Origin of the sequence: Longimicrobium sp. (assembly GCF_036399935.1) — a bacterium.
Classification (GTDB): Bacteria; Gemmatimonadota; Gemmatimonadetes; order Longimicrobiales; family Longimicrobiaceae; genus Longimicrobium.
The window spans coordinates 60938-81486 of the sequence record NZ_DASWMD010000001.1; the positions used below are offsets into that span (position 1 = coordinate 60938).

Here is a 20549-nt window from a genome sequence, read left to right on the forward strand (position 1 = left end):
GGGGGAACTTCGTCGCGGGCCGACCGTTCGGCGCATGCCGCGGGTGGGCGCCTCCCCCAGCCCCTCCCCCGGCAAACTGCGCCGGGAGAGGGGGGAACTTCGGTCGGGGTTCGACTGGCTGCCTCGCATTCCGCGGGAGCCCCCTCCCCCCGGCCCCCGTCCCCCGCTGCGCAGGGGAGGGGGAGACCTGAACTGCGCCTCGGCTGACCCCGCGCACTCGACCATGCGTGCAGTCCGCGCAGGCGGACTTTGGGCCGTTGTTGCCGCGACTTCAGTCGCCCCAGCAGGGCCGGGCCTGTGCCTCCATGCTCGTCGCCGCACCTCAACCTGAAGTTCTCCCCTCTCCGCCCGCAGTTGGTGCGGGGAGGGGCAGGGGGTGGGGCGCCCCTACCGCGGCTCCACCAGCATCGTGGCCACGCTCGAGCCGCCACCAGCCGTCACGTTCAGCAGCGGGTCCGTGGCGATGCGGGTGAGGGCGCCGTCCACGTGGGCCGTCATCGTTACGTACGGCGCGATGTCGAGCATGCGGTCGGTCACCTGCACCTGCCCGTCTACCCAGCTGGGGAACGGCTCGGTGGGCAGGATGATGCGCTCCTGCACCACGTGCGGACGGGTGAGCGCCGTCTGCATCGCGGCCGTCCACTCGTCGTCCGACACCAGCCACCCCAGCACGATGCCGTGCCCCCCGTAGTCGTCATTGGGCTTCAGCACCAGCCGCTCGCGGTTCTGCGCCATCCACGGCAGCAGGTCGATCTGCTCCGCGCCGCGGCTGGTGTGGCGCTCCTCCACCACGCGCGTCCAGGGGATGCAGGCGTCGATCACGGCCTGCTCGTCCGCATCGAACATGTCGGCGTTGCGCTCGTCGCCCAGCACGGCCAGGCCGGCCTTCTTGTAGATCACCTTGCAGCGGAACGGGTTGATCATGCACACGGCGCCGTCCTTGACCGCCTGCACCACGGGGTTGTCCATCCCCATCCGCATGATCAGCTCGTCGATGAGGACGCGCTTGTAGATGAGCGTGATCTCGAAGCCGCCGGGGGCGATCAGCTTGCCGTCGCGGTACTCGCATTCGCGCGGATCGGCGATCTGCGCCTCGATGCCGTGCGCTCGGAAGTAGTCGCGGAAGAAGACGAATTCGCTGACCGTCGGCACGTCGGACCAGTCCAGGATGCCGATGCGCGGCAGCTCGCGGCGCCCCGACCACTCCTGGAACGACTGCAGGAGCGCGTGGAGCACACCGTGCCTGGCGGGAAGCGGATGAAGGACGTGCGTTCGCATGAACTCGCCCGTCACCGGCAGCGCCAGGAACGTCTCCGACAGCACGTCCACGTACGCCGGGCCGGCGGGCGTCTCGGCGTTGTACTCCGTTACCTTCAGCGTGCCGTCCTCGGCCGAGAAGAAGGTGTCCAGCCGCGACGTGGGGCAGGGCGAGCGGAAGCCGGGATCGAAGTGCACGATCTCTTCTTCCCAGTCCAGCAGGTGGAACTGGGCGCGGAAGCCGTCATCCGCCATCGCGCGCTCGTGGATCTTGCGGTACGCGCTCATCAGCGTGCCCACCTGGCGCCGGATCCAGGCGTACTGGGCGTGCGTCAGCATGCGCGGGCGCAGCACCGAGCAGAGCGGCCGGTCGCCGAAGTACATCCCCCGGCGCCGGTGGTCGTCTTCCATCCGCTCCGCGCTCCCCGCCGCCAGCCCCTCGTCGCCCAGCAGCCCGTGCCAGGTCTCGATGGCCTCGCGAACGGTGCCGGCGTCGTTCACGCGTGCCCCTCTTCGGCCTCGGCGCGGACGACGGCGTCCGGCGCGTCACCCGGGTCCGCCGCGGGCCGGGCGGCGGACGCGGAGCCCGTACCCGCCACGGGCCGCGCGGCCGGGGCCTCGGTTGGAGCCGCGACGGGCGGGGGAGGCGAGCCGGAGCCCAGGACGGCCGCGCCGCCCACCATCTCGGCCGAGTGGCGCGAGCCGGCGAACAGGTCTTCCCACTTGAGCTCGCGCACCTGCGGCCGCGGGTTCTTGGCCAGGTCGATGGCCATGTCGGCCATGTGCTTGACCACCCAGTCGAAGTAGTGCGGGGTGAGCGAGTAGATGTCCATGTCGGGCGCGGGGTTCATGAAGTCGATGGCGTAGGGCACGCCGTCGCGCACGGCCCACTCCATGGAGTTCATGTCGTATCCCAGCGCCCGCACCAGCTTGCGCGAATCGTCCACCACCCGGCGCCCCAGCTCCTCGCCCATGTGGGCGTGCTCCACGTGGTACTTGCGCTCGCGCGGGTCGTACTTGATGGGAAGGATCTCGTCCTGCCCCAGGCAGATGCAGCGGATGAAGTGGTCCCAGTGGATGAACTCCTGCACGATCATCGTCAGCAGGCCCGACGTGTCGTAGTTGTCGATCAGCTCGCGCATGGTGCGGCAGACGTACACGTCCTTCCATCCGCCGCCGTGCGCGTCCTTGAGGATGCAGGGCAGGCCGATGTACTCGACGATGGCCTCCCAGTCCAGCGGGTACTTGAGGTTGCGGAGCGACTCGTCGTGCACGATGCCGGGGATGTACTCCTTGTTGGGGAGCACGATGGTCTTGGGATGCGCGATCCCCAGGCGGGTCGCCAGCGCCGCGCCGAAGAACTTGTCGTCGGCCGTCCACATGAACGGGTTGTTGACGACGGTGCAGCCCTGGATGACGGCCTGCTTGAGGTAGGTGCGGTAGAACGGCACCTCGTGCGAGATGCGGTCGATGATCACCGCGTACTCGCTGGGGTCGTCCATGCGCGGCGCGCCCAGCTGCACGAACTCGGCGGTGACGCCCTCGTTCCGCCGGTTGACTTCTTCGATGAAGGCCGGGGGAAACGACCACTCCCGCCCCACGATCAGCCCCACTTTCAGCGCCATCTCCGCTCCTCCGGTTCGTTTGATTGCCGGTGCCCGGCGTCCACTCCCGCCCTCACGCACTCCCGCACTAACGCACTCACGCACTTTCCGTTCAGTCGCTTCCGTTGATGTAGGTGCGGATCATCCGCTCCCAGTACGGCCAGTCGTGCGACCACCCGTCCCACAGCCGCAGCGCGTTGCCGACGCCTTTTTCCCACAGGATGCGCGAGAGATGGCGGTTGTTGTCGACGAACTGGTCCGTCTCGCCCGTCGCCAGGATGATGTCCATCCGGCGGAGCGCCTCCAGGTGCCCGTGGTCGTGCAGCTCGCCGACGAAGTGAGACGGGTTGTTGCCCTTGATGGCGTCGTCGTAGTAGCCGTCGGCGAACTGGCGGATGTCGTACATCCCGCTCAGCCCGATCACCCGGTTGAAGACGTGCGGGTGCCGCAGCGCCATGGTCACCGCGTGGTACGCGCCGAAGCTGGCGCCGGTGGCCATCAGGAACGGGTTGTCGTTGCGGCTTCGCGAAAACGGAACCACTTCGCGCACCACGTAGTTCTCGTAGTCGTACTGCCGCTGGGCGCGGTCGCGCGGATGCTTCCAGCGCGCGTACCAGCTTTCGACGTCCACGCTGTCCACGCAAAAGAGCTGCAGCCAGCCGTTGCGCAGGTGGTCGCCCAGCACGTTCGTCATCCCGCGGTCTTCCCACTCGAAGTAGCGCCCCTGCGAGGTGGGGAACACCACCATGCGCGCGCCCGAATGGCCAAAGACCAACATCTCCATGTCACGCCCCAGCGAGGGGCTGTGCCATCGGTGGTACTCGCGGTTCACGTGGGGCTCTTCCTCCGGTCTGGTGCACTCGTCAGTCGCACGGGGGCGCGGCTGCACCCGCAAACCGCGCACCGGCGGCAACGTAGGGGCGCGCGGGGCGGGGCGGAAGGGGCGATGAGCGGCGGTTCCGGACGCGAAAACGGGCGCGGCTCCTTGCCGCGCCCGTTCGGGATTCCTGCGTGTCGCGTTCCTACCGCCAGGGTTGCGGCAATCGGCGCACGACGACGCGGTCCACCCCCAGGTCGTCCACCTCGGTGAAGGCGGCCAGCCCGCCCCGGCTGATGGCCGCCGGCAGGCCGAACCCGTTGATGGTCCCCAGGTACTGCCCCTCGGCCGTGAGCAGGTCCACCGGGCCGTCCTCCGACCCGAACGGCGGCGTGCGCTCCACCCACAGCTTGCCCGAAGGCGCCACGCGCAGCCCCTTCAGCGCGGGGATGGTATCGGCGAAGCGCATCTCCCCGAGCATCCGCTCGATCTCGGGGCCGCTCGGTGCCCCTCGCGGCGCGCGGCCGCCACCGCCCGTGGTGATGGTGACCCTGCCCCGCCCGCTCTGCATCCGTTCGCTCCGCTCGGCGCGGGCGCGCTCGCGGTCGCGCTCGGTCGTCCGGCGCACGGGCATGGGCCGCTGCAGGTAGCGCACGGTCTGGCCATTGGCGTCCAGGATGCGCACCGTGTAGCCGGACGTGAAGCTCAGCGCCATCTGCCCGCCCGGAAGCACGCCGAACAGCACCGCGGGTGAAAAGGTGGGCGGTGGCACCACGCGCACCATCATCTGGCCGGGGGTGCTGCTGGAACTCTGCGTCGTCGACTGCTGCGGGATCTGGTACAGCCGTACCGGGTTTCCGCCACCGAATGGATAGAACGTCAGCGGGACGGTGTTGTCGGTGTGGGTGCCGGTGCGCGGGCTCGCGGTGGGGGCCGGGCGGAAGGTGCCCACGACGCCGCCGCGCGGGTGCCAGGCCATCGGCGAGCCCAGCGACGGAAACAGCCCCTCCATGGCCACGTTGCGGATGAACGTTCCATCGGGCCGGAACAGGCTGTACGCGGGCCGGGCCAGGTCCATCACCACCACGGTGCCGTCGCCGGCGATGGCGAGCTGCATGGGAACCGTCAGCTCGCCCGGGCCCTGTCCCTTGCGCCCGATCTGGCGGAGGAAGCGGCCGGTGGGCCCGTACACCATCACCCGCGCGTTGGGGCGATCGAGCACGTACAGGTTGTCGGACGCGTCGAAAGCGACCCCCGCGATCTCGCCGAAGATCTCGTGGTCCGCCCCCTCCGCCGCGCCGACGGCGTACACCTGGGGCGCCGTTCCCGACAGCACGCGGTCCTGCCGCGGCAGCTGCACCACGCGGTCCTGTGCCGCCGCGGCGCCGGCCGTCATCAGCGCCGCCGCCAGCAGCGGGGCCGCCGTGGTCCTGATCCTGATCATCATCCCCGCTCCTGGTGGGTCTGTGCGCGGAAGAACGCCGCTCTCCCGAGTTCCTGTCGCGGGTTTGGACGCCGCCACGAACCGCACTGTTGCCGGGGATGGATGAGGGAATGATGAAGGGGCGGGCGGGGGCGGCGCGCATCGGGGGACCGGAAGGTGCAGGAACGGGAGACGGAACGGAGCGCCAAGCGGGTCGGCGAGCTAGATTCAGCTATCGCGCGACACCAGCGGCGAGCACGCACCTACGAACCGGAGCAAACATGGCGAGGCGTCCCAACTACAATTTCGAGAAGCGCCAGAAGGAAATCGACAAGCAGAAGAAGAAAGAGGAAAAGGCCGCGAAGAAGCTCGCCCGCAAGGAGGGCGGCGACGACGACGAGCTGGGCGGGGTGATGGACGAGGGCACCGAGGGCCCCGGCGGAGAGACCGAGCCGGCCGACGAGGACGACGCGTGAGCGCTGGGGCACCACCCCGGATGGCCGGCGTGGACGCGGAGCTGCGCGCCAGGATTTCTGCCCTGAGCGAGGAAGGGTGGGAAATCTGGCGCCGCTTCGATACCGAGGTGCGCCAGAACGAGTGGCACCCGTTCGTCCCGGCCGACTACGAGGTGGTGCTCGACGCGCTGATCGAGCTGCGTGCGCCGGGGCTCCGCTTTTTGGAGTGGGGCTCGGCCACGGGCGTCATCACCATCATCGCGGACCTGTTGGGGTTCGAGGCGTACGGGCTGGAGCTGGACGGCGAGCTGGTGGACGTGGCGCGCGGGCTGGCGGAGCGCTACGGCTCCTCGGCGAAGTTCGTGGCCGGCAGCTTCATCCCGTCGGGCTACAAGTACCGGCCCAAGGGCGGGGACGGGCGCATCGGCACCATCGGCGACGGCGCCTCGGGATACCCCGCGCTGGGGCACCCGCTGGAGGACTTCGACCTGGTGTTCGGGTATCCCTGGCACGGCGAAGAGCCGCTGATGCACGACCTGATGCGCGCCTACGGCGGGCGTGGCGCACGTCTGCTCCTGCACGGCGGCGGCACGGCGGGCGTGCGCGTGTTCCGCGACGGCAAGCAGGAAGCCTGACGAGGTTCGTCCGCGCGGAAGAACGACGTACCGGATGAGCCTGGGTGTGGCGGCTGGGGCGAATGAATTCGCGGCAACAACCACACGAAGTCCGCCTGCGCGGACTGGCTGAATGTGGGGCTGCATCGGGTTCACCCGGCCCTGGCCCCCCGGCCGCCCCGTGGGTTCGGGTCAGACCTGACCCCCGCCTCCCCTCACGCCGTCGAAGAGCAGGCCCAGCTTCTCGGCGGCGAGGTCCGCAAGGCCGAATCGCCGGTCGGCGGCGATCCATGCCCGGAGCGTGGCGAACCACACGTCCATGATCACCGTCGCCAGCAGGGCCGAGTCCGCGCCGGGCCTGATCTCTCCCCGCTGTTTCGCCTCTTCGAACCACTGCACCCACCGCTCGAACACCCGCGCCTCGGTTCCAGCGTCGGCCGCGACCACTTCCGGCTCCCGGAACGCCTGGTGGTAGACGACGGACGCGAAGTCGCCCTCCCGCCGCAGCAAGGCCTCGGCTCCCCGGAACAGCAGGATCAGCCTGTCGCGCGCCGTGCCCTGCTCAGCCGCGTCGAGCAGCGCGACGAATTCCTGGGCCAGCCGCTGGTACTGCTCGGCGAGAACGGCCGCCTTCGACGGGAAGTAGTTGAAGAACGTTCCGCGCGCCACGCCCGCCGCCGCCGCGATGTCGTCCAGGCTGGTGGCGTCGTAGCCACGGTCGACGAACAGCGCGCGCGCCGCGGCGTGGATGCGCTCCCGCCTCGCCGCCTTCTGTTGCTCGCGTCGGCCACTCGCCGGATCGGCTGCGCTGCGTTCCATCACCTGTCTTGCGCAAAGTTGTACTCCAGTACAAGTTTCTGGCGCTGCAATCTGCCACCTGGCCTGGAGGTTGGAAATGGGCGCTCCCCGGAACACGATGACGACGCTTCTCGCATTCAGCCGGCGCACCGCGCTCCTGCTCGCCGGCACCGCGTTCCTCGGCGGCTGTGCGGCGACGGCGTCGCCGCGCACGACGCGCTGGGCCGGCGTGCTGGGTCCCGGACCGGGAACGCGCATCGAGGTCGAGGAGGAGCGCGGCAGCCAGGATCGTACCGCACGGTTCGTGGACCTGGGCCAGGCCGGCATGCCCGTTCTGGACTGGGTGCGCACCCCGGATTCCCTGTCGTTCCGCATCCCCACTCCATCGGGGCAGTTCACGTTTTCCGGGGCGATCGCGGCCGGGGCCGCCTTGGGGCGGTACGCGTTCGGGCCGCTGGAGGGACCGTTCACTCTCCACCGCGCCGCATCCCGCCCGCCGCGCTTCACCGACCATGCACTCACGATCGAGAGTGACACCGTACGCCTCGCGGCGACGCTCCTCATGCCGAACGGCCGCGGCCCCTTCGCCGCGGCGGTCGGCCTGCACGGGTCCGGTGCCGAAACGCGGGCCGGGGCTGGCCGCTACCTGGCCGAGGAACTGGCATCGCTGGGCGTCGCGGTCCTGCTGTACGACAAACGAGGAAGTGGAGAGTCGACGGGCGACTGGCGGAGCGCCACTCCGGCAGACCTTGCGACGGACGCCGTTTCGGCGTTCCACGTGCTGCGGGCGTACCCCGGGGTGGATGCGGGGCGGATCGGACTGGTGGGGGCGAGCCAGGCGAGCTGGATCGCCGCCGTGGCGGGTGAACGGCTGGCGCGGAACGGCACGCCGCCGGGCTTTTTGATCATCCGCTCCGGGCCGCTGACCACGCCCGCCGACGAGGGCAATTACGACTACGAGGTGCGGCTGCGGGGCGCAGGGTTCGGCGAGCGCGAGATCGCGGAGGCCCGTGCCCTGCTCCTGGCGGATGATGAAGTCACGCGGAGCGGCGGCGGAGACGAGCGGCTGCGCGCCCTGGTCGACGCGGCGGCCGGGGCAGCGTGGTTCCGCGCCATGGAATACGCGCCGGAGCCGGGCGGCTCACCGGGGCGAATCCGCTTCCGTCCCTGGCTGGACCTGGATCCGGCGCCACTCCTCCGCCAGCTGCCGGCGCCGGGCCTGTGGCTGTACGGAAGCGCCGACGAGACGGTGCCGGCCCTTGCCAGCTCGCGTATCGCCGAGCAGCTGCGCGGCGCGGGAAAGGACTACGACATCGTGGTGATCGGGGGAGCCGACCACGCCTTGATGCGCCCGAACCCGGGGGGAGGCCCCTGGCCGGTCCTGGCGCCCGAGTACCTGCAGCACGTCCGCGCGTGGGTGTGCCGCCGCGGAATCGCCCTCCCAGGGGCGTGCGCTACTCCCCCTCCGCCGCGGCCGGCGTATCCCACCTGAGCTCCCACTCGCAGAACGCATCGCCCTCCAGCGAGCAGCGGACGTGGCGCACCGTGCCGGACGTGCCGCCCGCGAATTCCATCGAGCGCAGCAGCCCGCCCGTCTGGCGGCGGCAGAAGGTGCGCTCGCCGGGGTCGAAACCCACCAGCCGCAGCACCGCGCGCCCCTGCTCCGCCTCCACCACCTCCATGTTGCCCGGGTGGTAGTACAGGCGAAAGAGCGACACGCGCTGCGTCAGGAACTCCATCGGCGACTTCTTGCGCAGGATGCCGCCGTACAGCTGCTGTCCCGTCCCCTCGATGGCGAACGCGCCGGACTGCTCCGGCCAGTCCGGGTGCTCCGCGCCGATCTCCGCCTCCACGGCCCGCCACAACGCGTGCAGAAGCGTCAGCGGGATCTCGTCCGTGGGCGCCGCCGCGTCGATGCGGGCCCGGTCGTCCGCGCCAAGGCCGTCCCGGATGCGCGCCACGGTGTCGTCGCCTGCGATGCGCTGCACGAAGGCGAGCGTCGACCGCAGGGTGGAGCCCCTGGCGCCGTGGGCCGTAGTCGTGATCGGGTTCATCGCTTCACGCCTCCACCAGGAGCGGCTGCACTGCGGCGAGGGCGCGGCGGTCGGGCTTGCCGCTGCCCAGCCGCGGGATCTCGGAGACGATGAAGACGGAGCGCGGCACCTTGTAGCCCGCCAGCCGCCCCCGCGCATGGGCAACCACGTCCGTTTCCGTCAGCACGGAATCCGCGCGGGGGACGACGAAGGCGCGGCCCACCTCGCCCCACTTCTCGTCCGGCACGCCGACGACGACGGCCTCCGCCACGCCGGGGCACTCGGAGAGTGCGGCTTCGACCTCGGCGGGAAAGACGTTTTCGCCGCCCGAGATGTACATCTCCTTGCGCCGCCCGCAGATGCGATACGCCCCGCCCTCGTCCCTCACGGCCAGGTCTCCCGTGCGCAGCCATCCGTCCGCCGAAAGCACCTCCGCCGTGCGCTCCGGGTTGCGCAGGTATCCGCCGAACACCTGCGGCCCGCGAAGCAGCAGCTCGCCGGCTTCGCCCAGCCGCGCCTCGCGCCCGTCCTCCGCGTCCAGCCGCATCTCCAGGTACGGCACCGGCCAGCCGACGAATCCCGGCCGGCGGACCGCCTCCTCGTCGGAGATGGCGAAACAGTTGGGGCCGCACTCCGTCAGCCCGTAGCCCTCGCGGAAGGTGTATCCCGCTGCGCGGACCTTTGCCGCCAGCGCCGCGGGGCAGGGCGCGCCGCCGGAGACGAAGCGCCGCAGCCGGGGCAGGGGACGGCCCCAGCGCGGGCTTTCGGCCATCATCATCAGCTGCGTGGGGACGGTCAGGGCCACGGTGCACCCCTCCTCCTCGATGGCCTGCATGAAGCCGTCCGGATCGAACGCATCCAGCAGCACCACCGTGCCGCCGCGGTGCCACAGCGGCGTGGCGAAGACGTTCCATCCGCCCGTGTGGTAGAGCGGCGTGCTCACCGGCGCCACGTCGTCGGCGCCCAGTTCCCACGCGGTCGTCGTGGCGACGGCGTTCCAGAAGACTTGCCGATGCGGCAGGACGGCGCCCTTGGGCGTGCCCGTGCTTCCGGACGTGTACAGGACCAGCAGCGGCTCGTCGCTCGAGATGGGGACGTCTTCGCTGGATGGTTCGGCCGCGGCCAGCAGGGCGGGGGCGTCGGCGTCCAGGTCCATCCACGCGGGATGCCCGTCCGCCCGGTCGCGGAACCGCGCCTCGCCGATCAGCAGGTCGGGGCGCGCATCGGCCAGGATGGGCTTGAGCTCGGCGGCGGAGAGGCGCCAGTTGAGGGGCAGCAGCGCCGCCCCGATGCGTCCGCAGGCAAAGAACAGCTCCGGCAGCTCGCGCCGGTTGCCCGCCAGCGCCGCCACGATCGCCCCGCGGCCAATGCCGCGCGCCCGCAGCAGCCCCGCCCAGCGGTCCGCAGCCGCGTCCAGCTCCGCGTACGTCAGCCGCTCGCCGCGCGGGCGGTCGACGAGGGCGACGCGGCCGGGCGAGATCCGCCGCCAGAAGCGCAGGGGATCGGGCTGGCGGGGAAAGCGGGGAAGTGCGTCCATCATCGAACCGGGTGCTGCAGGAAGAAGCGCAGCATCTCGCGGCTTGCGTCCGGCCCCGCCGCCGAGGTGTAGGTGCCCGCGGGCGAGCCGCCGGACCAGGCGTGGCCCAGCCCCTCGACCATCCACAACTCCACGAACGGCCCGGAGACGTCGCGCGTGGCGCGCAGCCCGCCCGCATCCACCTGGTGGCGGGTGAAGTCCTTGGCCCCGACGGTGCGCCGCCACTGGTCGGCCAGGCGCCGGCCGTTTTCCGCGTTCACGACCACGTCGGACGTGCCGTGGAAGACGATCAGCGGAACCGGCGTGACGCCCGCCGCGAAGGGGGCGGGGAGCGCGTCGGGGTTGGCCGGGCCGGAGCGCATCGCCGAGACGGCGGACGCCACGTCCGTCGCGGCGCGGTACGGGATGGCGGAGTGCGCGCCGGCTGCGGCGTACAGCTCGGGATAGGCCGCCGCGGTGTTGACGGCCATCGCCCCGCCCGCACTGACCCCGGCGATGTAGACGCGCGTGGAATCGACGGCGAAGCGGCTCATCACCTCGCGGGTGATGCCGGCGACGATGGACGGCTCGCCCGCGCCGCGCGCCTGGTGGGCGGGATCGTACCACGACCAGCACTTTTGCGGATTGTACGCCGCAGTCTGCTCGGGATAGGCGACGATGACGCCCGCGCGCTCGGCGTGCGCGCTGAACTGCGTTCCGCGCGCGAAGTCTTCCGGGTCCTGCGTGCAGCCGTGCAGCATGACGACGAGTGGGGCGGGGCGGGCGCGATCGTATCGGGCGGGCACGTACACCCAGTACCGTCGCGTGCCGCCCTCGCCCTGGTACGTGCTCCATCCGATGAGCGCCTGGGCCGTCCCGCGCGGCGCGGCCACGGTGTCGTACGCGGCGGGCTGGGGCGCTGGCGGCTGCGCGGGCGGAGTGCAGCCCGAGGTGGAGAGGGTGCCTGCCATCGTCAGGGCGAACAGGGTGCGGGTCAGGTGGTGCATCGTGTGCCTGGCAGAGGTGCGTTTCCGCTGGGGGCCCCTCCCCCGGCCCCTCCCCGCACAAACTGCGTGCGGAAAGGGGAGAACTTCGAATGTGCTTCGAGGGGTTGGATGCATGCTACGGCCGCCCCCCTCTCCCAACCTCTCCCCCATAAACCCCATGGGGGAGAGGAGTCAATGTCGTGCGCGCCCAAAGCTGCCGGAGCGCTCCACAGTGGCTCCCTTCCCCCGCGCAGTTTGCGGGGGAAGGGCTGGGGATGGGGGGCGCCGGCCCGAGCACCGGGCTATCCTGACGCTCTAGACCTGGGGTGTACCCCCTCTCCCACGCTGTTTGTGGGAGAGGGTGGCACGCGTGTCAGCGCGGCCGGGTGAGGGTCCCGCGACGCCGGGTGAGGGCCTCAGCGCGTCTGGTACCTGATGCCCAGGAAGACCATCGTGCCGATCTCCGGCATGTTGATCATCTCCGTGTGCTTCTGCCCGAACCCGCAGCCGCGGTTCTCGTTGGTGGGAGTGGCGCGCAGCAGGTCCTTGTCGTCGTACTCGAAGTTGCCGCCGCACCCGAAGAGGTTGCTCACGCCCAGGTTCACCGTGGTGTTGAAGCGGTCGATCCGGTAGCCCAGGTTGGCGTCGAGCGTGGTGAAGCCCGAGATGAAGCCGCGGTTGACGCCCGAGCGGAAGTAGTACTCGTCCACGTGGCGCACCGTCAGCCCGCCGGTCAGGCGGCCGAAGTCCTGGAAGCTGCCGCCCAGCGTCCACTTCATCTCCGGCGAGTTGAGCGCGGTGCTCTCCTCGCGGCCGGCGTCCACCTCCACGTCGCTGATCTCGATCAGCGAGAGCGTGCCGCGCACGTTGATCTTGGGCGTCACCACGAAGTTGATCCCCGCGTCGGTGCCCTGGATCCTGGCCGCGCCCAGGTTGTAGTACGTCAGCGCCAGGGCCGGGCCGCCCGCCGCCGTGTTCAGGCGGTTGCCGTCGGCGTCGTACGCCCACACCGAGGTGCCGGCCGGCTGCCCGCCCAGGCCGGCGTTCAGCGGATCGCCGATCACGGCCAGCGGGCTCATGAAGTTCTCGTACGCCGAGCGGTAGTGGGCCACGTCCACGAACAGCCGGTCCCCCAGCACGCCCTTGTAGCCGAACTCCCAGGTGGTGTTCTCTTCCGGCTGCAGCGGCGCGTACTCCCGGAACACCGTGCCGTCGGGCCGCTTGACGGTAAAGCCACGCGTGTTGCCGTAGATGACGGTGATGGCGTTCCAGTCGGGGATGTGGAAGTTGGTCTGCAGGATGGTGGGCGACTTGAACGCGCGGTTGTACGTCACGCGGAAGTTCTGCCCCGGCACGGGCCGCACCACCACGCCCGCCTTGGGGCTGAACTGGGCGTCGTAGTTCTCGTGGATGTCGTACCGGCCGGCCAGCACCACGTCCATCCACGGCATCACCGGCGTGGTGACCTGCCCGAAGCCGGCGTACTGGTTGATGGAGATGTCCTCGCCCGTCAGGCGGTCCGTCAGCCACTGCCGGTCGCTGCTCACCACGTCGCGCCGATAGCTCGTCCCCAGCACCACCGCGCTGTTCAGCAGCATGGGCACGCGCGAGTTGTACTGCACCTCGCCGGCGTACATCCGCCCGTCGCTGGGCCAGTCCGACGCGGCGACGAGCTGCTCGTCCGTCATCCGCGTGGCGTCGGGCCGCGCCAGGTTGGGATAGTAGGCCTGGCTGTAGCGGTTGGTGGCCCACGACTCGCCCGACTGGCTCTGGGCGCGGTATACGTTGGCGTACCAGCGCGGGCTGCTGAACCGCAGCTGGCCGAAGTTGTACCGCCAGCCCTCCAGCTGGTTGCGCCCCACGCTGGTCTGGCCCACGCCGTCGGTGACGCTGCCGCCGCCGGAAAGCTCCAGCCGGCTGTTGCCGAAGTAGCGCACCACGGCCGCGGTGCCGCGGGCCACGCTGGCGTCCCAGTTCAGCCCGTTCACGCCGCCTGGGCTCACCTCGGGCGCCACCGTGGCCGAGCCGACGTCGGTGGGGCGCCACGCGCGGGCGATCCCCGACACCAGCGTAAGGCGGTTGCTCCAGTCGTCGGCCTCCTGGTACTCGCCCGACACCTTGTAGCCCCAGTCGCCGAGCACGCCAGCGTAGCGCGCCTGCACGTCGCGGTAGTTCCGGTTGCCGCCGGTGACCTCCATCGTCAAACCGGGGAAGGCGCGCGGGTCCTTGGTCTCCATGCTGATCACGCCGCTGCTGGCGTCGGCGCCGTACAGCGCCGCGCCGGGGCCCACCAGCACCTCGATGCCACCCAGGTCCACCTTGGGGGTGGCAGTGAACTGGCCCACGGGCAGGCCGTTCTCGGGCAGCACCATGATGCGGCCGTCCTCCACCATCAGCATGCGGTTGTTGAACGACGAGTTGAAGCCGCGGGCGTTGATGCCCACGCTCGTCATCCCCACCTGCACGAAGTCCAGCCCCTTCACCTCCTTGAGCGCGCCGGCGAAGGTGTTGCCCACCGCCGCGTCGAGCTGGTCGGTGCCGATGCGGGTGATGGTGGCCGGCGCCTCGGTGACGCGCTCCGACTGGCGCGAGGCCGAGATCACCACGGCGTCCAGCTCGTACGGCTTGTCCTCGAGCTGAATGGCCACCAGCGTCTCCTCACCGGGGCGGATGGAGGCCTCGCTGGTCTCGTCGCGGAAGCCGGCGGCCGACACGCGAAGCTGGTGCGTGCCCGAGGGAACGCCGCGCAGGGTGAAGGCGCCCTGCGGGCTGGTGCTGGTGACCAGGCGGGTGCCGACTACGGTCACCCGCGCGCCGGCCAGGGCTTCGCCGTCGCGCCCGGCGACGGTGCCGCGGAGCGTGCCGGACTGCGCGTGGGCCACGGCCGGCCACAGGGCCAGCGCAAGGGCCAGCAGAATGCTGCGCCAGGCGAGGCGCGGGGTACCGCTGCTGCTCATGGAAGGATCTCCACGTTCGGGGGACAGGGGGCGCGCCCCATGGCGGAACGCGCGGTTGGACTTCCTACCTCATCTGCACTTCCGCACTAACGCACTCACGCACTTCCCTCACACCGACATCACCAGCCGAACATCCGCATCCAGCGCCGCCGCGGCCCGGTCGCGGGTCGCCCAGCTGACGGCGAAGAAGACCAGGATGGAGAGCACCAGCGAGAGCCCGCTCACCGTCACTCCGGCGGGGAACGAGTAGACCTTGAAGAACGCCATCGTCTCGAATCCCAGCGTGATCGCCAGGCCGGTACAGATGGAGGCGATGGCGCCTTCCTTGGTGGCGCCCTCCCAGTTGAGCCCGATGGCCAGCGCGGGAACCAGCGTCGAGGCGAACAGCCCCCATCCGAAGATTCCCAGGAACGCCACCAGCGCGCCCGGCAGCAGGGCCAGCCACGCCGCCAGGAGGGACACGACCACGGTGCTGATGCGGCCCCACTTCAGCTCGTTCTTCACCTTGATCCCCAGCGCCACGGGGATGTCGTGCGTGATGGCCGCCGCGCCGATGTTCATGAAGCTGTTGACCGTGCTCATGATGGCCGCCGCCACGCCCGAGAAGACGAGGGCCGCCAGGAGCACGGGGGTGAAGCGCAGGAGGAAGAACGGCGTGGCGTCGTCCGGGCGGGCCAGGGGCTCCATGCGGCCCTCGACGACGAGCGCCTTGACCGCCACGCCCACGCCGAAGTACAGCAGCATGGTGACGATCAGCGCCAGCGTGACCAGCAGCGGATACCACTTCAGCTTCCGCGGGTCGCGCAGCATGTAGAACTTGTGGATCACGTGCGGCTGGCCCATCGACCCCACGCCGAAGACGAAGAACAGCGACAGCGCGGCCACGGCGCCCATGGACCCGAACGGCCCCATGAACGCGGCGTCCGCCGACAGGATCGTGCGGCTGATTCCCTCCATCCCCCCGCCCGCCTGCAGCGTGTAGATGAAGACGAGCACGGAGGCCACGGCCATCAGCGAGCCCTGGAAGACGTCGGTGTACACGCCGGCCAGGATGCCGCCCGCCACCGAGTAGCCCAGCACGATCGCCATCCCGATCCACACGCCCCAGGTGAGCCCCGTGCCGAAGATGGCGTCGATCACCAGACCCAAGGCCAGGATGTTGGTGGCCATGTAGCCGATGACGGCAACCAGGATGGCGACCGCCGACAGCCCCTGCGCGGCGGGCGACCGGTAGCGCGCGCCGATGGCGTCGGGCACGGTGATCAGCCCGCGCACCTCGGCCAGCAGGCGCATGCGCTTCGCCAGCGCCCACGAGGTCATGGACGAGGTGACGGAGGCCGGGAGGATCAGGAACATCGCCCCCAGCCCGGTGGCGTAGACCAGCCCCGGCCCGCCGATGAAGGCGAAGCCCGAGAGCGTGGCGCTCATGGCCGCCAGCGTCAGCGCCGCCAGGCCGATGCCCTCGCCCGCCACGAAGAAGTCGCTGGCCGTGCGCGTCTTGCGCGTGGCCCACACGCCGATGGCCGCCACGATGGCGAAGTAGACGACGGCGACGGCGACGATCGTCGGCTGGGCGAGGCGGGGCAGCTCGGACGTCTGCAGGATGGCGAGCATCATACGGGCTCCACCTCGGGCGCGGGGCGGGGAGTGGGGGCGGCGTGGGCGGACTGGGCCGATGCGGACTGCGACGCCTGGTAGACCCGGGCGGCCTCGCGGATCTTCTCCCAGTCGGCCTCGTTCAGCGTCATCTCGTCGAAGGTCAGCGCGTAGGCGATGGGCAGGACGAGAAGCGGCAGCAGGCCGATGCCCAGCAGCACCACCGCGGCGCGCGGGGGCAGCCCCAGGAAGAGCGTGGGGTCGGCCGGGTCCACCGGCGGAAGCGCCAGCACCAGGGCGAAGCCGCCGGCCAGGATCAGGAAGACGAGCGCAAACGGCAGCTTCAGCCGCCCGAGCCCGCCATCCCTGCGCGCGGCGCCGAGTGCGGAAGCGGCCACCATCACCACCGCCGTGCCGATCCCCAGCGCCCAGGGCGCCCACGAGGTGGGGGGACCCGGGAGGAAGGCGGAGCCGTATGCGGCCGCGATGGCCACGGTGCCCGCCAGCAGGGCCAGGAGCGAATTTCGTCTTGCCATCAGGCGTCCACGTAAAGGGCTTCCAGGTGCGCCCGGTAGCGCTGCTCCACGATGGGGCGGCGCAGCTTGAGCGTGGGGGTCAGGTCGTCGCCGCTGAATCCGCTGCCGAGCAGCGCGAAGCGGCGGACGCGCTCGGGGTTGCTGAGGCGGGCGTTCACCCGGTCTACCGCGGCCTGCACGGCGGCGCGCAGCCCGGGATCGTCCAGCAGGCGCGGATCGTCGGCGTCGCGGGCGTGCTCGGCGGCCCAGGCTTCCAGGGCGGGGCGGCGGATGACGAGCAGCGCGCTGACGAAGTTGCGGCCCTCGCCGTACAGCATCGCCTGCTCGATCCACGGCTCGCCCGTGAGCGCCGCCTCGATGCCCAGCGGCGCCACCTTTTTGCCATTGGACAGCGCGATCAGCTCCTTCTTGCGGCCGATCACCCGCAGCGCACCGTCTTCCCCTACGCGCCCCAGGTCACCCGTGCGCAGCCACTCGCCATCCGCGCTGAACGCCTCCGCCGTCTCGTCCGGCCGGCCGTGGTAGCCGCTGAAGGTCAGCGATCCGCGCCGCAGCAGGATCTCTGCATCCTCCGCCAGGCGCAGCGTGGTGCCGGGCATGGGCGGGCCGGCGGAGTCGAACGTGTAGTGGTCCGGCCGGTTGAAGGCCGCGCACAGGTGCTCCGTCAGCCCGTACGCGCCTAGCACGGTAATGCCGAGCGCATCCAGGTACTCGGAAACGTCCTCGGGCAGCGTGGCGCCGCCGGAGGTGGCCACCCTCACCCGTCCGCCGAACAGCTCCCGCGCGCGCTCCAGCAGCGGCTCGCCCGTACGCATCCACTCCGCCTCCAGCTCCGCCGGGACGGGCTGCCCCGCGCGCCTGAGCCGCGATCGCACCGTGCCGAGCTCCATCGTCCGCTCCCCGCGCGTCCGCTCGTCCCCTGTCGCCGCCGCCTGCTGGGCGCGGAGGGTGGCGACGGCCTTTTCGTAGAAGCGCGGCAGCCCGCCGAAGAGGGTCGGCGCGAACTCGCGGGCGGCGTCCCACACGCGGTTGTGGTCCGCGACGAGCCCCGCCTGCATGCCGCAGACGATGCGCGTGTACAGGCCGAAGATGCGTTCGGCGGCGTGGCAGAAGGGGAGGAACGAGAGCGAGCGGTCGCCTTGCACCAGGCCCAGCGTGTCGCGGATGGACGCGGCCGACGCGAGCAGGGTGCGGTGGGTGAGGGCGGCGCCCTTGGGCTCGCCGGTGCTGCCGGAAGTGTAGATGAGGATGGCCGTGGTGTCGGCCCGCAGGGCGTCCATGCGCCGGGCCAGCTCGGCGCGCGTCTGCACCGATTCGCCCAGCGCACGGCCGCGCTGCATCCACCCCGCCCACGACACCGCGTCGCCACCTCCGTCGTGGTCCACGCAGATGACGGTGCGCAGCTCGGGGAGGGTGGAGCGGACGGCGCGCACCTTCTCCATCTGCGCGGGCGAATCCACCACCACCGCCACGGCCGCGCAGTCCGCCAGCAGCTGCCGCACCTGCGCGGGCGCGCTCGTGGGATACACGCCGACGGAGATGCCGCCGGCCATCAGCACGCCGAGGTCGGCGATGGGCCACGCGGCCGCGTTGCCCGCGAGGATGGCGACGTGCTGCCCCGGCCGGTGCCCGGCGGCGATCAGCGACGCGGCGAAGGCGCGCGACAGGGCGGCCCACTCGCCCCAGGTGATCGTCTCGTCGCGCGCCGCGCCGCCCGCCGGGAGAACGCGCAGGGCGGGCCGGTCGGCGTCCGCCCGGGCACGAGCGACGAAGGCGGAAACGGCCGTCTCAGCCATGTGACGGCCCCTCCCCCGGCCCCTCCCCGCGCAGACTACGCGCGGAGAGGGGAGACCCATCACGGGTCCACCGAAGCGCGACGCATCCCATCGATAGCCCGGCGCCCGATCCGGTGAGGACGACCAGGTCACCAGTCTTCAGCCGCCCGCTCTTCGCGGCGTCGTCCAAGGCCATCGGCAGGCAGGCGGAGCCGGTGTAGCCCCACTTGCCCATCACCGTGTGCGCCTTGTCCATCGGCTCGCCCAGGCGGTCCATCACGGCTTCGATGGTGGAGCGGTTCACCTGCGTCCACAGCCACAGGTCCACGTCCGGCACCGCCTGCCCGATGCGGCCGAGCACCGACTGGACGATGCGCGGCCAGCCTTCCTCGTTGACTTCCTTGGGATACTTGCGGACGAAGCGCAGCCGGTTGCGGGTGCCGTCCTGGAGCACGTCGGCGGTGATGGGCTCGGCCGTGCCGCCGGCGAACACGCCCATCCCGTCGCTGAACGACCCGTCCGCCGCCAGCTCCGAGGCCAGGATCCCCGCCTGCTCCGACGCCTGCAGGACGACGGCGCCGGCCCCGTCGGCGAAGATGGTGACCGTCTTCTTGTCCGCCTGGTCCAGGAACTTCGACATCGCGTAGACCGCGACCACCAGCACGCGCCCGTACCGCTCGTCGGCGCGCAGGTACTTCCACGCTACGTCCAGCGCCGTGGCGAACCCCGCGCAGGCGCTGTTCACGTCGAACGTCCCCGCGTCCGGCCGCATCCCCAGGCGTCCGTGCAGGACGGAGGCGGTGGCGGGTGAAACGTACTCGGGGGTGTCGGTGGATACGATCAGCAGGTCGACGTCGGAGGGATGCAGGCCGGCGTCGTCCAGGGCGCGGCGGGCGGCGTTCTCGGCCAGGTCGGCGGTGGATTCGTCGTCGCGGCACCAGCGGCGCTCGCGGATGCCCAGCGTGTTGCTGACGAAGCCGTCCACGTCCTCCCCGAGCGCGGCGGACAGCTCCGCGTTGGTGACGACGCGCTCGGGGACGTAGGACCCCGTTCCGGTGATGACGGCCTGGCGCATGTAGGGAAGTGCGTGAGTGCGTTAGTGCGTGAGTGCGGAAGTAACTGCTGGATCGGGTGCCGCTGCCGACTATTCTCTATTACCTGGCCCCGAGGTGGTCCCTCGTGATATCAGCTTCACCGGCAGCGGCTTGGTGGGGCGGGGGACCCAGGATTCGTCTTCCAGCTGCTTCAGCAGCAGGCGGGCGGCGCGGGCTCCCAGTTCGCGGGCGGGGACGCGGATCGTCGTCAGCTCGGGGGTGAGGACGCGGGCCAGTTCCACGTCGTCGCATCCCACGATGCTCATCTCCCCCGGCACGCTCACCCCCGCGGTCAGGCAGGCCTTGAGCGCGCCCGCTGCGACCAGGTCGTTCGCGCAGAACACGGCTGTCGGACGTTCGATCGAGGGTAGCGCGAGCAGCGCCCTCATCGCCTGCAGCCCGCCCGCCACGTCCGGCGTCACCCTGCGCAGCCGCGCCGACGAGAGCCCGAGGCCATGCGCGCGCAGCACCTGGAAGAATCCACGCTCGCGCATCCGGAAGCCGTGCACGTCCGTCGCGGGCCCCGCGAACGCCAGCCGGGTGTGCCCCAGGCCCACCAGGTGCTCCGCCGCCAGCCGTCCCGCGCCCAGCGCGTCGCTGGCGACCCCCGGCCAGCGTTCCGACGGCTCGTCCACCAGCACCACCTTCAGGTCCGCCAGCGCGCTTTCCGGCAGCGCCAGCGCGCCGAAGCCGTCCAGGATCAGCCCGTCCACCTGCCGGGCGCGCAGGGCGTCCAGGTGCCGCGCGGCGTTCGTTTCGCGGACGTCACCGGGGAGAACGGCGTATCCCGCCTCTGCCGCCACGCGCTGAACGCCGGTGACCACGTCCAGGAAGAACGGGTTGCTCAGGTCCGGCACCATCACACCCAAGGCGTACGACTTCCGCTGCACCAGCCCGCGAGCCAGCATGTTGGGCCGGTATCCCAGCTCCCCCGCCGCCAGCACCACCCGCTCGCGCGTCGTCGCCGACACCCGCGCCCGGGGGTTGCCTCCCAGCACCAGCGAGACGGTGGCCTGCGACACGCCTGCGCGTCGGGCAACGTCGTGCGTCGTAACGCGGCGGGCGGGAGAGGGAGGAGGCGTCGTCAT

Annotated in this window: 17 protein-coding genes; 3 read left to right on the top strand and 14 right to left on the bottom strand. The window is 71.1% G+C overall.

All coding sequences use genetic code 11. From position 1 onward, the window contains the following. Nucleotides 1–387: 387 nt before the first annotated feature. The 4 genes from VGB24_RS00280 to VGB24_RS00295 all read right to left on the bottom strand — a co-directional run bounded on the left by VGB24_RS00280 (nt 388) and on the right by VGB24_RS00295 (nt 5125). Nucleotides 388–1758 (bottom strand): hypothetical protein, encoded by a 1371-nt coding sequence (locus VGB24_RS00280; protein WP_331070952.1) that lies wholly within the window; start codon nt 1756–1758, stop codon nt 388–390. Beyond that, nucleotides 1755–2882: a hypothetical protein gene (locus VGB24_RS00285; protein WP_331070953.1), complete on the bottom strand. Its 1128-nt coding sequence runs from the start codon at nt 2880–2882 to the stop codon at nt 1755–1757. The genes VGB24_RS00280 and VGB24_RS00285 overlap by 4 nt, the downstream gene beginning before the upstream one ends. Nucleotides 2883–2973: 91 nt before the next feature. Continuing rightward, nucleotides 2974–3693 carry an esterase family protein gene (locus tag VGB24_RS00290; RefSeq protein ID WP_331070954.1) on the bottom strand — a complete coding sequence of 240 codons (720 nt, stop codon included), beginning with the start codon at nt 3691–3693 and terminating at the stop codon, nt 2974–2976. Between the two features lie 190 nt (nt 3694–3883). After that, nucleotides 3884–5125, bottom strand: a complete 1242-nt coding sequence (locus tag VGB24_RS00295; protein WP_331070955.1) for a 6-bladed beta-propeller — start codon at nt 5123–5125, stop codon at nt 3884–3886. Nucleotides 5126–5382: 257 nt separating this feature from the next. Between VGB24_RS00295 and VGB24_RS00300 the strand changes: the two genes are divergently transcribed. Together VGB24_RS00300 and VGB24_RS00305 are read left to right on the top strand one after the other, a co-directional pair. Then, a complete protein-coding gene (locus VGB24_RS00300) occupies nt 5383–5577 on the top strand; it encodes a hypothetical protein (RefSeq protein WP_331070956.1) in 195 nt (64 codons plus the stop codon). Beyond that, on the top strand, nt 5574–6191 hold the full coding sequence (locus tag VGB24_RS00305) for a hypothetical protein (protein WP_331070957.1): 618 nt from the start codon (nt 5574–5576) through the stop codon (nt 6189–6191). Before VGB24_RS00300 ends, VGB24_RS00305 begins: the two co-directional genes overlap by 4 nt. A gap of 171 nt (nt 6192–6362) precedes the next feature. Here the strand turns inward: VGB24_RS00305 and VGB24_RS00310 are convergent, their stop codons facing one another. Beyond that, complete coding sequence (locus tag VGB24_RS00310) at nt 6363–6989, bottom strand: TetR/AcrR family transcriptional regulator (protein ID WP_331070958.1); 627 nt, start codon at nt 6987–6989, stop codon at nt 6363–6365. 97 nt (nt 6990–7086) lie between these two features. Here VGB24_RS00310 and VGB24_RS00315 point away from each other — a divergent pair, with 97 nt between their 5' ends. Then, complete coding sequence (locus VGB24_RS00315) at nt 7087–8460, top strand: alpha/beta hydrolase family protein (protein ID WP_331070959.1); 1374 nt, start codon at nt 7087–7089, stop codon at nt 8458–8460. Here VGB24_RS00315 and VGB24_RS00320 read toward each other — a convergent pair. The 9 genes from VGB24_RS00320 to VGB24_RS00360 all read right to left on the bottom strand — a co-directional run bounded on the left by VGB24_RS00320 (nt 8423) and on the right by VGB24_RS00360 (nt 20549). Further along, complete coding sequence (locus VGB24_RS00320) at nt 8423–9022, bottom strand: hypothetical protein (RefSeq protein WP_331070960.1); 600 nt, start codon at nt 9020–9022, stop codon at nt 8423–8425. The genes VGB24_RS00315 and VGB24_RS00320 overlap by 38 nt on opposite strands. Before the next feature lie 4 nt (nt 9023–9026). Continuing rightward, entirely contained in the window at nt 9027–10541 is a 1515-nt protein-coding gene (locus VGB24_RS00325; RefSeq protein WP_331070961.1) for a class I adenylate-forming enzyme family protein, read from the bottom strand. Beyond that, the gene (locus VGB24_RS00330) at nt 10538–11524 is read right to left on the bottom strand and encodes a PHB depolymerase family esterase (RefSeq protein WP_331070962.1); all 987 of its coding nucleotides are present in this window, start codon (nt 11522–11524) and stop codon (nt 10538–10540) included. The genes VGB24_RS00325 and VGB24_RS00330 overlap by 4 nt, the downstream gene beginning before the upstream one ends. A 395-nt stretch (nt 11525–11919) precedes the next feature. After that, nucleotides 11920–14460 carry a TonB-dependent receptor gene (locus tag VGB24_RS00335; protein ID WP_331070963.1) on the bottom strand — a complete coding sequence of 847 codons (2541 nt, stop codon included), beginning with the start codon at nt 14458–14460 and terminating at the stop codon, nt 11920–11922. A 108-nt stretch (nt 14461–14568) separates the two neighbouring features. Further along, nucleotides 14569–16077, bottom strand: a complete 1509-nt coding sequence (locus tag VGB24_RS00340) for a sodium:solute symporter family transporter (RefSeq protein ID WP_331070964.1) — start codon at nt 16075–16077, stop codon at nt 14569–14571. Beyond that, nucleotides 16074–16592 (bottom strand): hypothetical protein, encoded by a 519-nt coding sequence (locus tag VGB24_RS00345; protein WP_331070965.1) that lies wholly within the window; start codon nt 16590–16592, stop codon nt 16074–16076. Before VGB24_RS00345 ends, VGB24_RS00340 begins: the two co-directional genes overlap by 4 nt. After that, entirely contained in the window at nt 16592–18388 is a 1797-nt protein-coding gene (locus VGB24_RS00350; RefSeq protein ID WP_331070966.1) for an AMP-dependent synthetase/ligase, read from the bottom strand. Before VGB24_RS00350 ends, VGB24_RS00345 begins: the two co-directional genes overlap by 1 nt. Beyond that, entirely contained in the window at nt 18381–19442 is a 1062-nt protein-coding gene (locus VGB24_RS00355; RefSeq protein WP_331070967.1) for a ketoacyl-ACP synthase III, read from the bottom strand. The genes VGB24_RS00350 and VGB24_RS00355 overlap by 8 nt, the downstream gene beginning before the upstream one ends. Before the next feature lie 69 nt (nt 19443–19511). Further along, on the bottom strand, nt 19512–20549 hold the full coding sequence (locus VGB24_RS00360) for a LacI family DNA-binding transcriptional regulator (RefSeq protein ID WP_331070968.1): 1038 nt from the start codon (nt 20547–20549) through the stop codon (nt 19512–19514).

Excerpts from the sequence above, each read along its gene's own strand:
- VGB24_RS00300 (WP_331070956.1), top strand. The coding sequence starts at position 5,383 with ATGGCGAGGCGTCCCAACTACAATTTCGAGAAGCGCCAGAAGGAAATC.
- VGB24_RS00355 (WP_331070967.1), bottom strand. The coding sequence starts at position 19,442 with ATGCGCCAGGCCGTCATCACCGGAACGGGGTCCTACGTCCCCGAGCGC.
- VGB24_RS00340 (WP_331070964.1), bottom strand. The coding sequence starts at position 16,077 with ATGATGCTCGCCATCCTGCAGACGTCCGAGCTGCCCCGCCTCGCCCAG.
- VGB24_RS00345 (WP_331070965.1), bottom strand. The coding sequence starts at position 16,592 with ATGGCAAGACGAAATTCGCTCCTGGCCCTGCTGGCGGGCACCGTGGCC.
- VGB24_RS00315 (WP_331070959.1), top strand. The coding sequence starts at position 7,087 with ATGACGACGCTTCTCGCATTCAGCCGGCGCACCGCGCTCCTGCTCGCC.
- VGB24_RS00335 (WP_331070963.1), bottom strand. The coding sequence starts at position 14,460 with ATGAGCAGCAGCGGTACCCCGCGCCTCGCCTGGCGCAGCATTCTGCTG.
- VGB24_RS00350 (WP_331070966.1), bottom strand. The coding sequence starts at position 18,388 with ATGGCTGAGACGGCCGTTTCCGCCTTCGTCGCTCGTGCCCGGGCGGAC.
- VGB24_RS00310 (WP_331070958.1), bottom strand. The coding sequence starts at position 6,989 with ATGGAACGCAGCGCAGCCGATCCGGCGAGTGGCCGACGCGAGCAACAG.
- VGB24_RS00330 (WP_331070962.1), bottom strand. The coding sequence starts at position 11,524 with ATGCACCACCTGACCCGCACCCTGTTCGCCCTGACGATGGCAGGCACC.
- VGB24_RS00285 (WP_331070953.1), bottom strand. The coding sequence starts at position 2,882 with ATGGCGCTGAAAGTGGGGCTGATCGTGGGGCGGGAGTGGTCGTTTCCC.
- VGB24_RS00295 (WP_331070955.1), bottom strand. The coding sequence starts at position 5,125 with ATGATGATCAGGATCAGGACCACGGCGGCCCCGCTGCTGGCGGCGGCG.
- VGB24_RS00360 (WP_331070968.1), bottom strand. The coding sequence starts at position 20,549 with ATGACGACGCCTCCTCCCTCTCCCGCCCGCCGCGTTACGACGCACGAC.
- VGB24_RS00325 (WP_331070961.1), bottom strand. The coding sequence starts at position 10,541 with ATGATGGACGCACTTCCCCGCTTTCCCCGCCAGCCCGATCCCCTGCGC.
- VGB24_RS00320 (WP_331070960.1), bottom strand. The coding sequence starts at position 9,022 with ATGAACCCGATCACGACTACGGCCCACGGCGCCAGGGGCTCCACCCTG.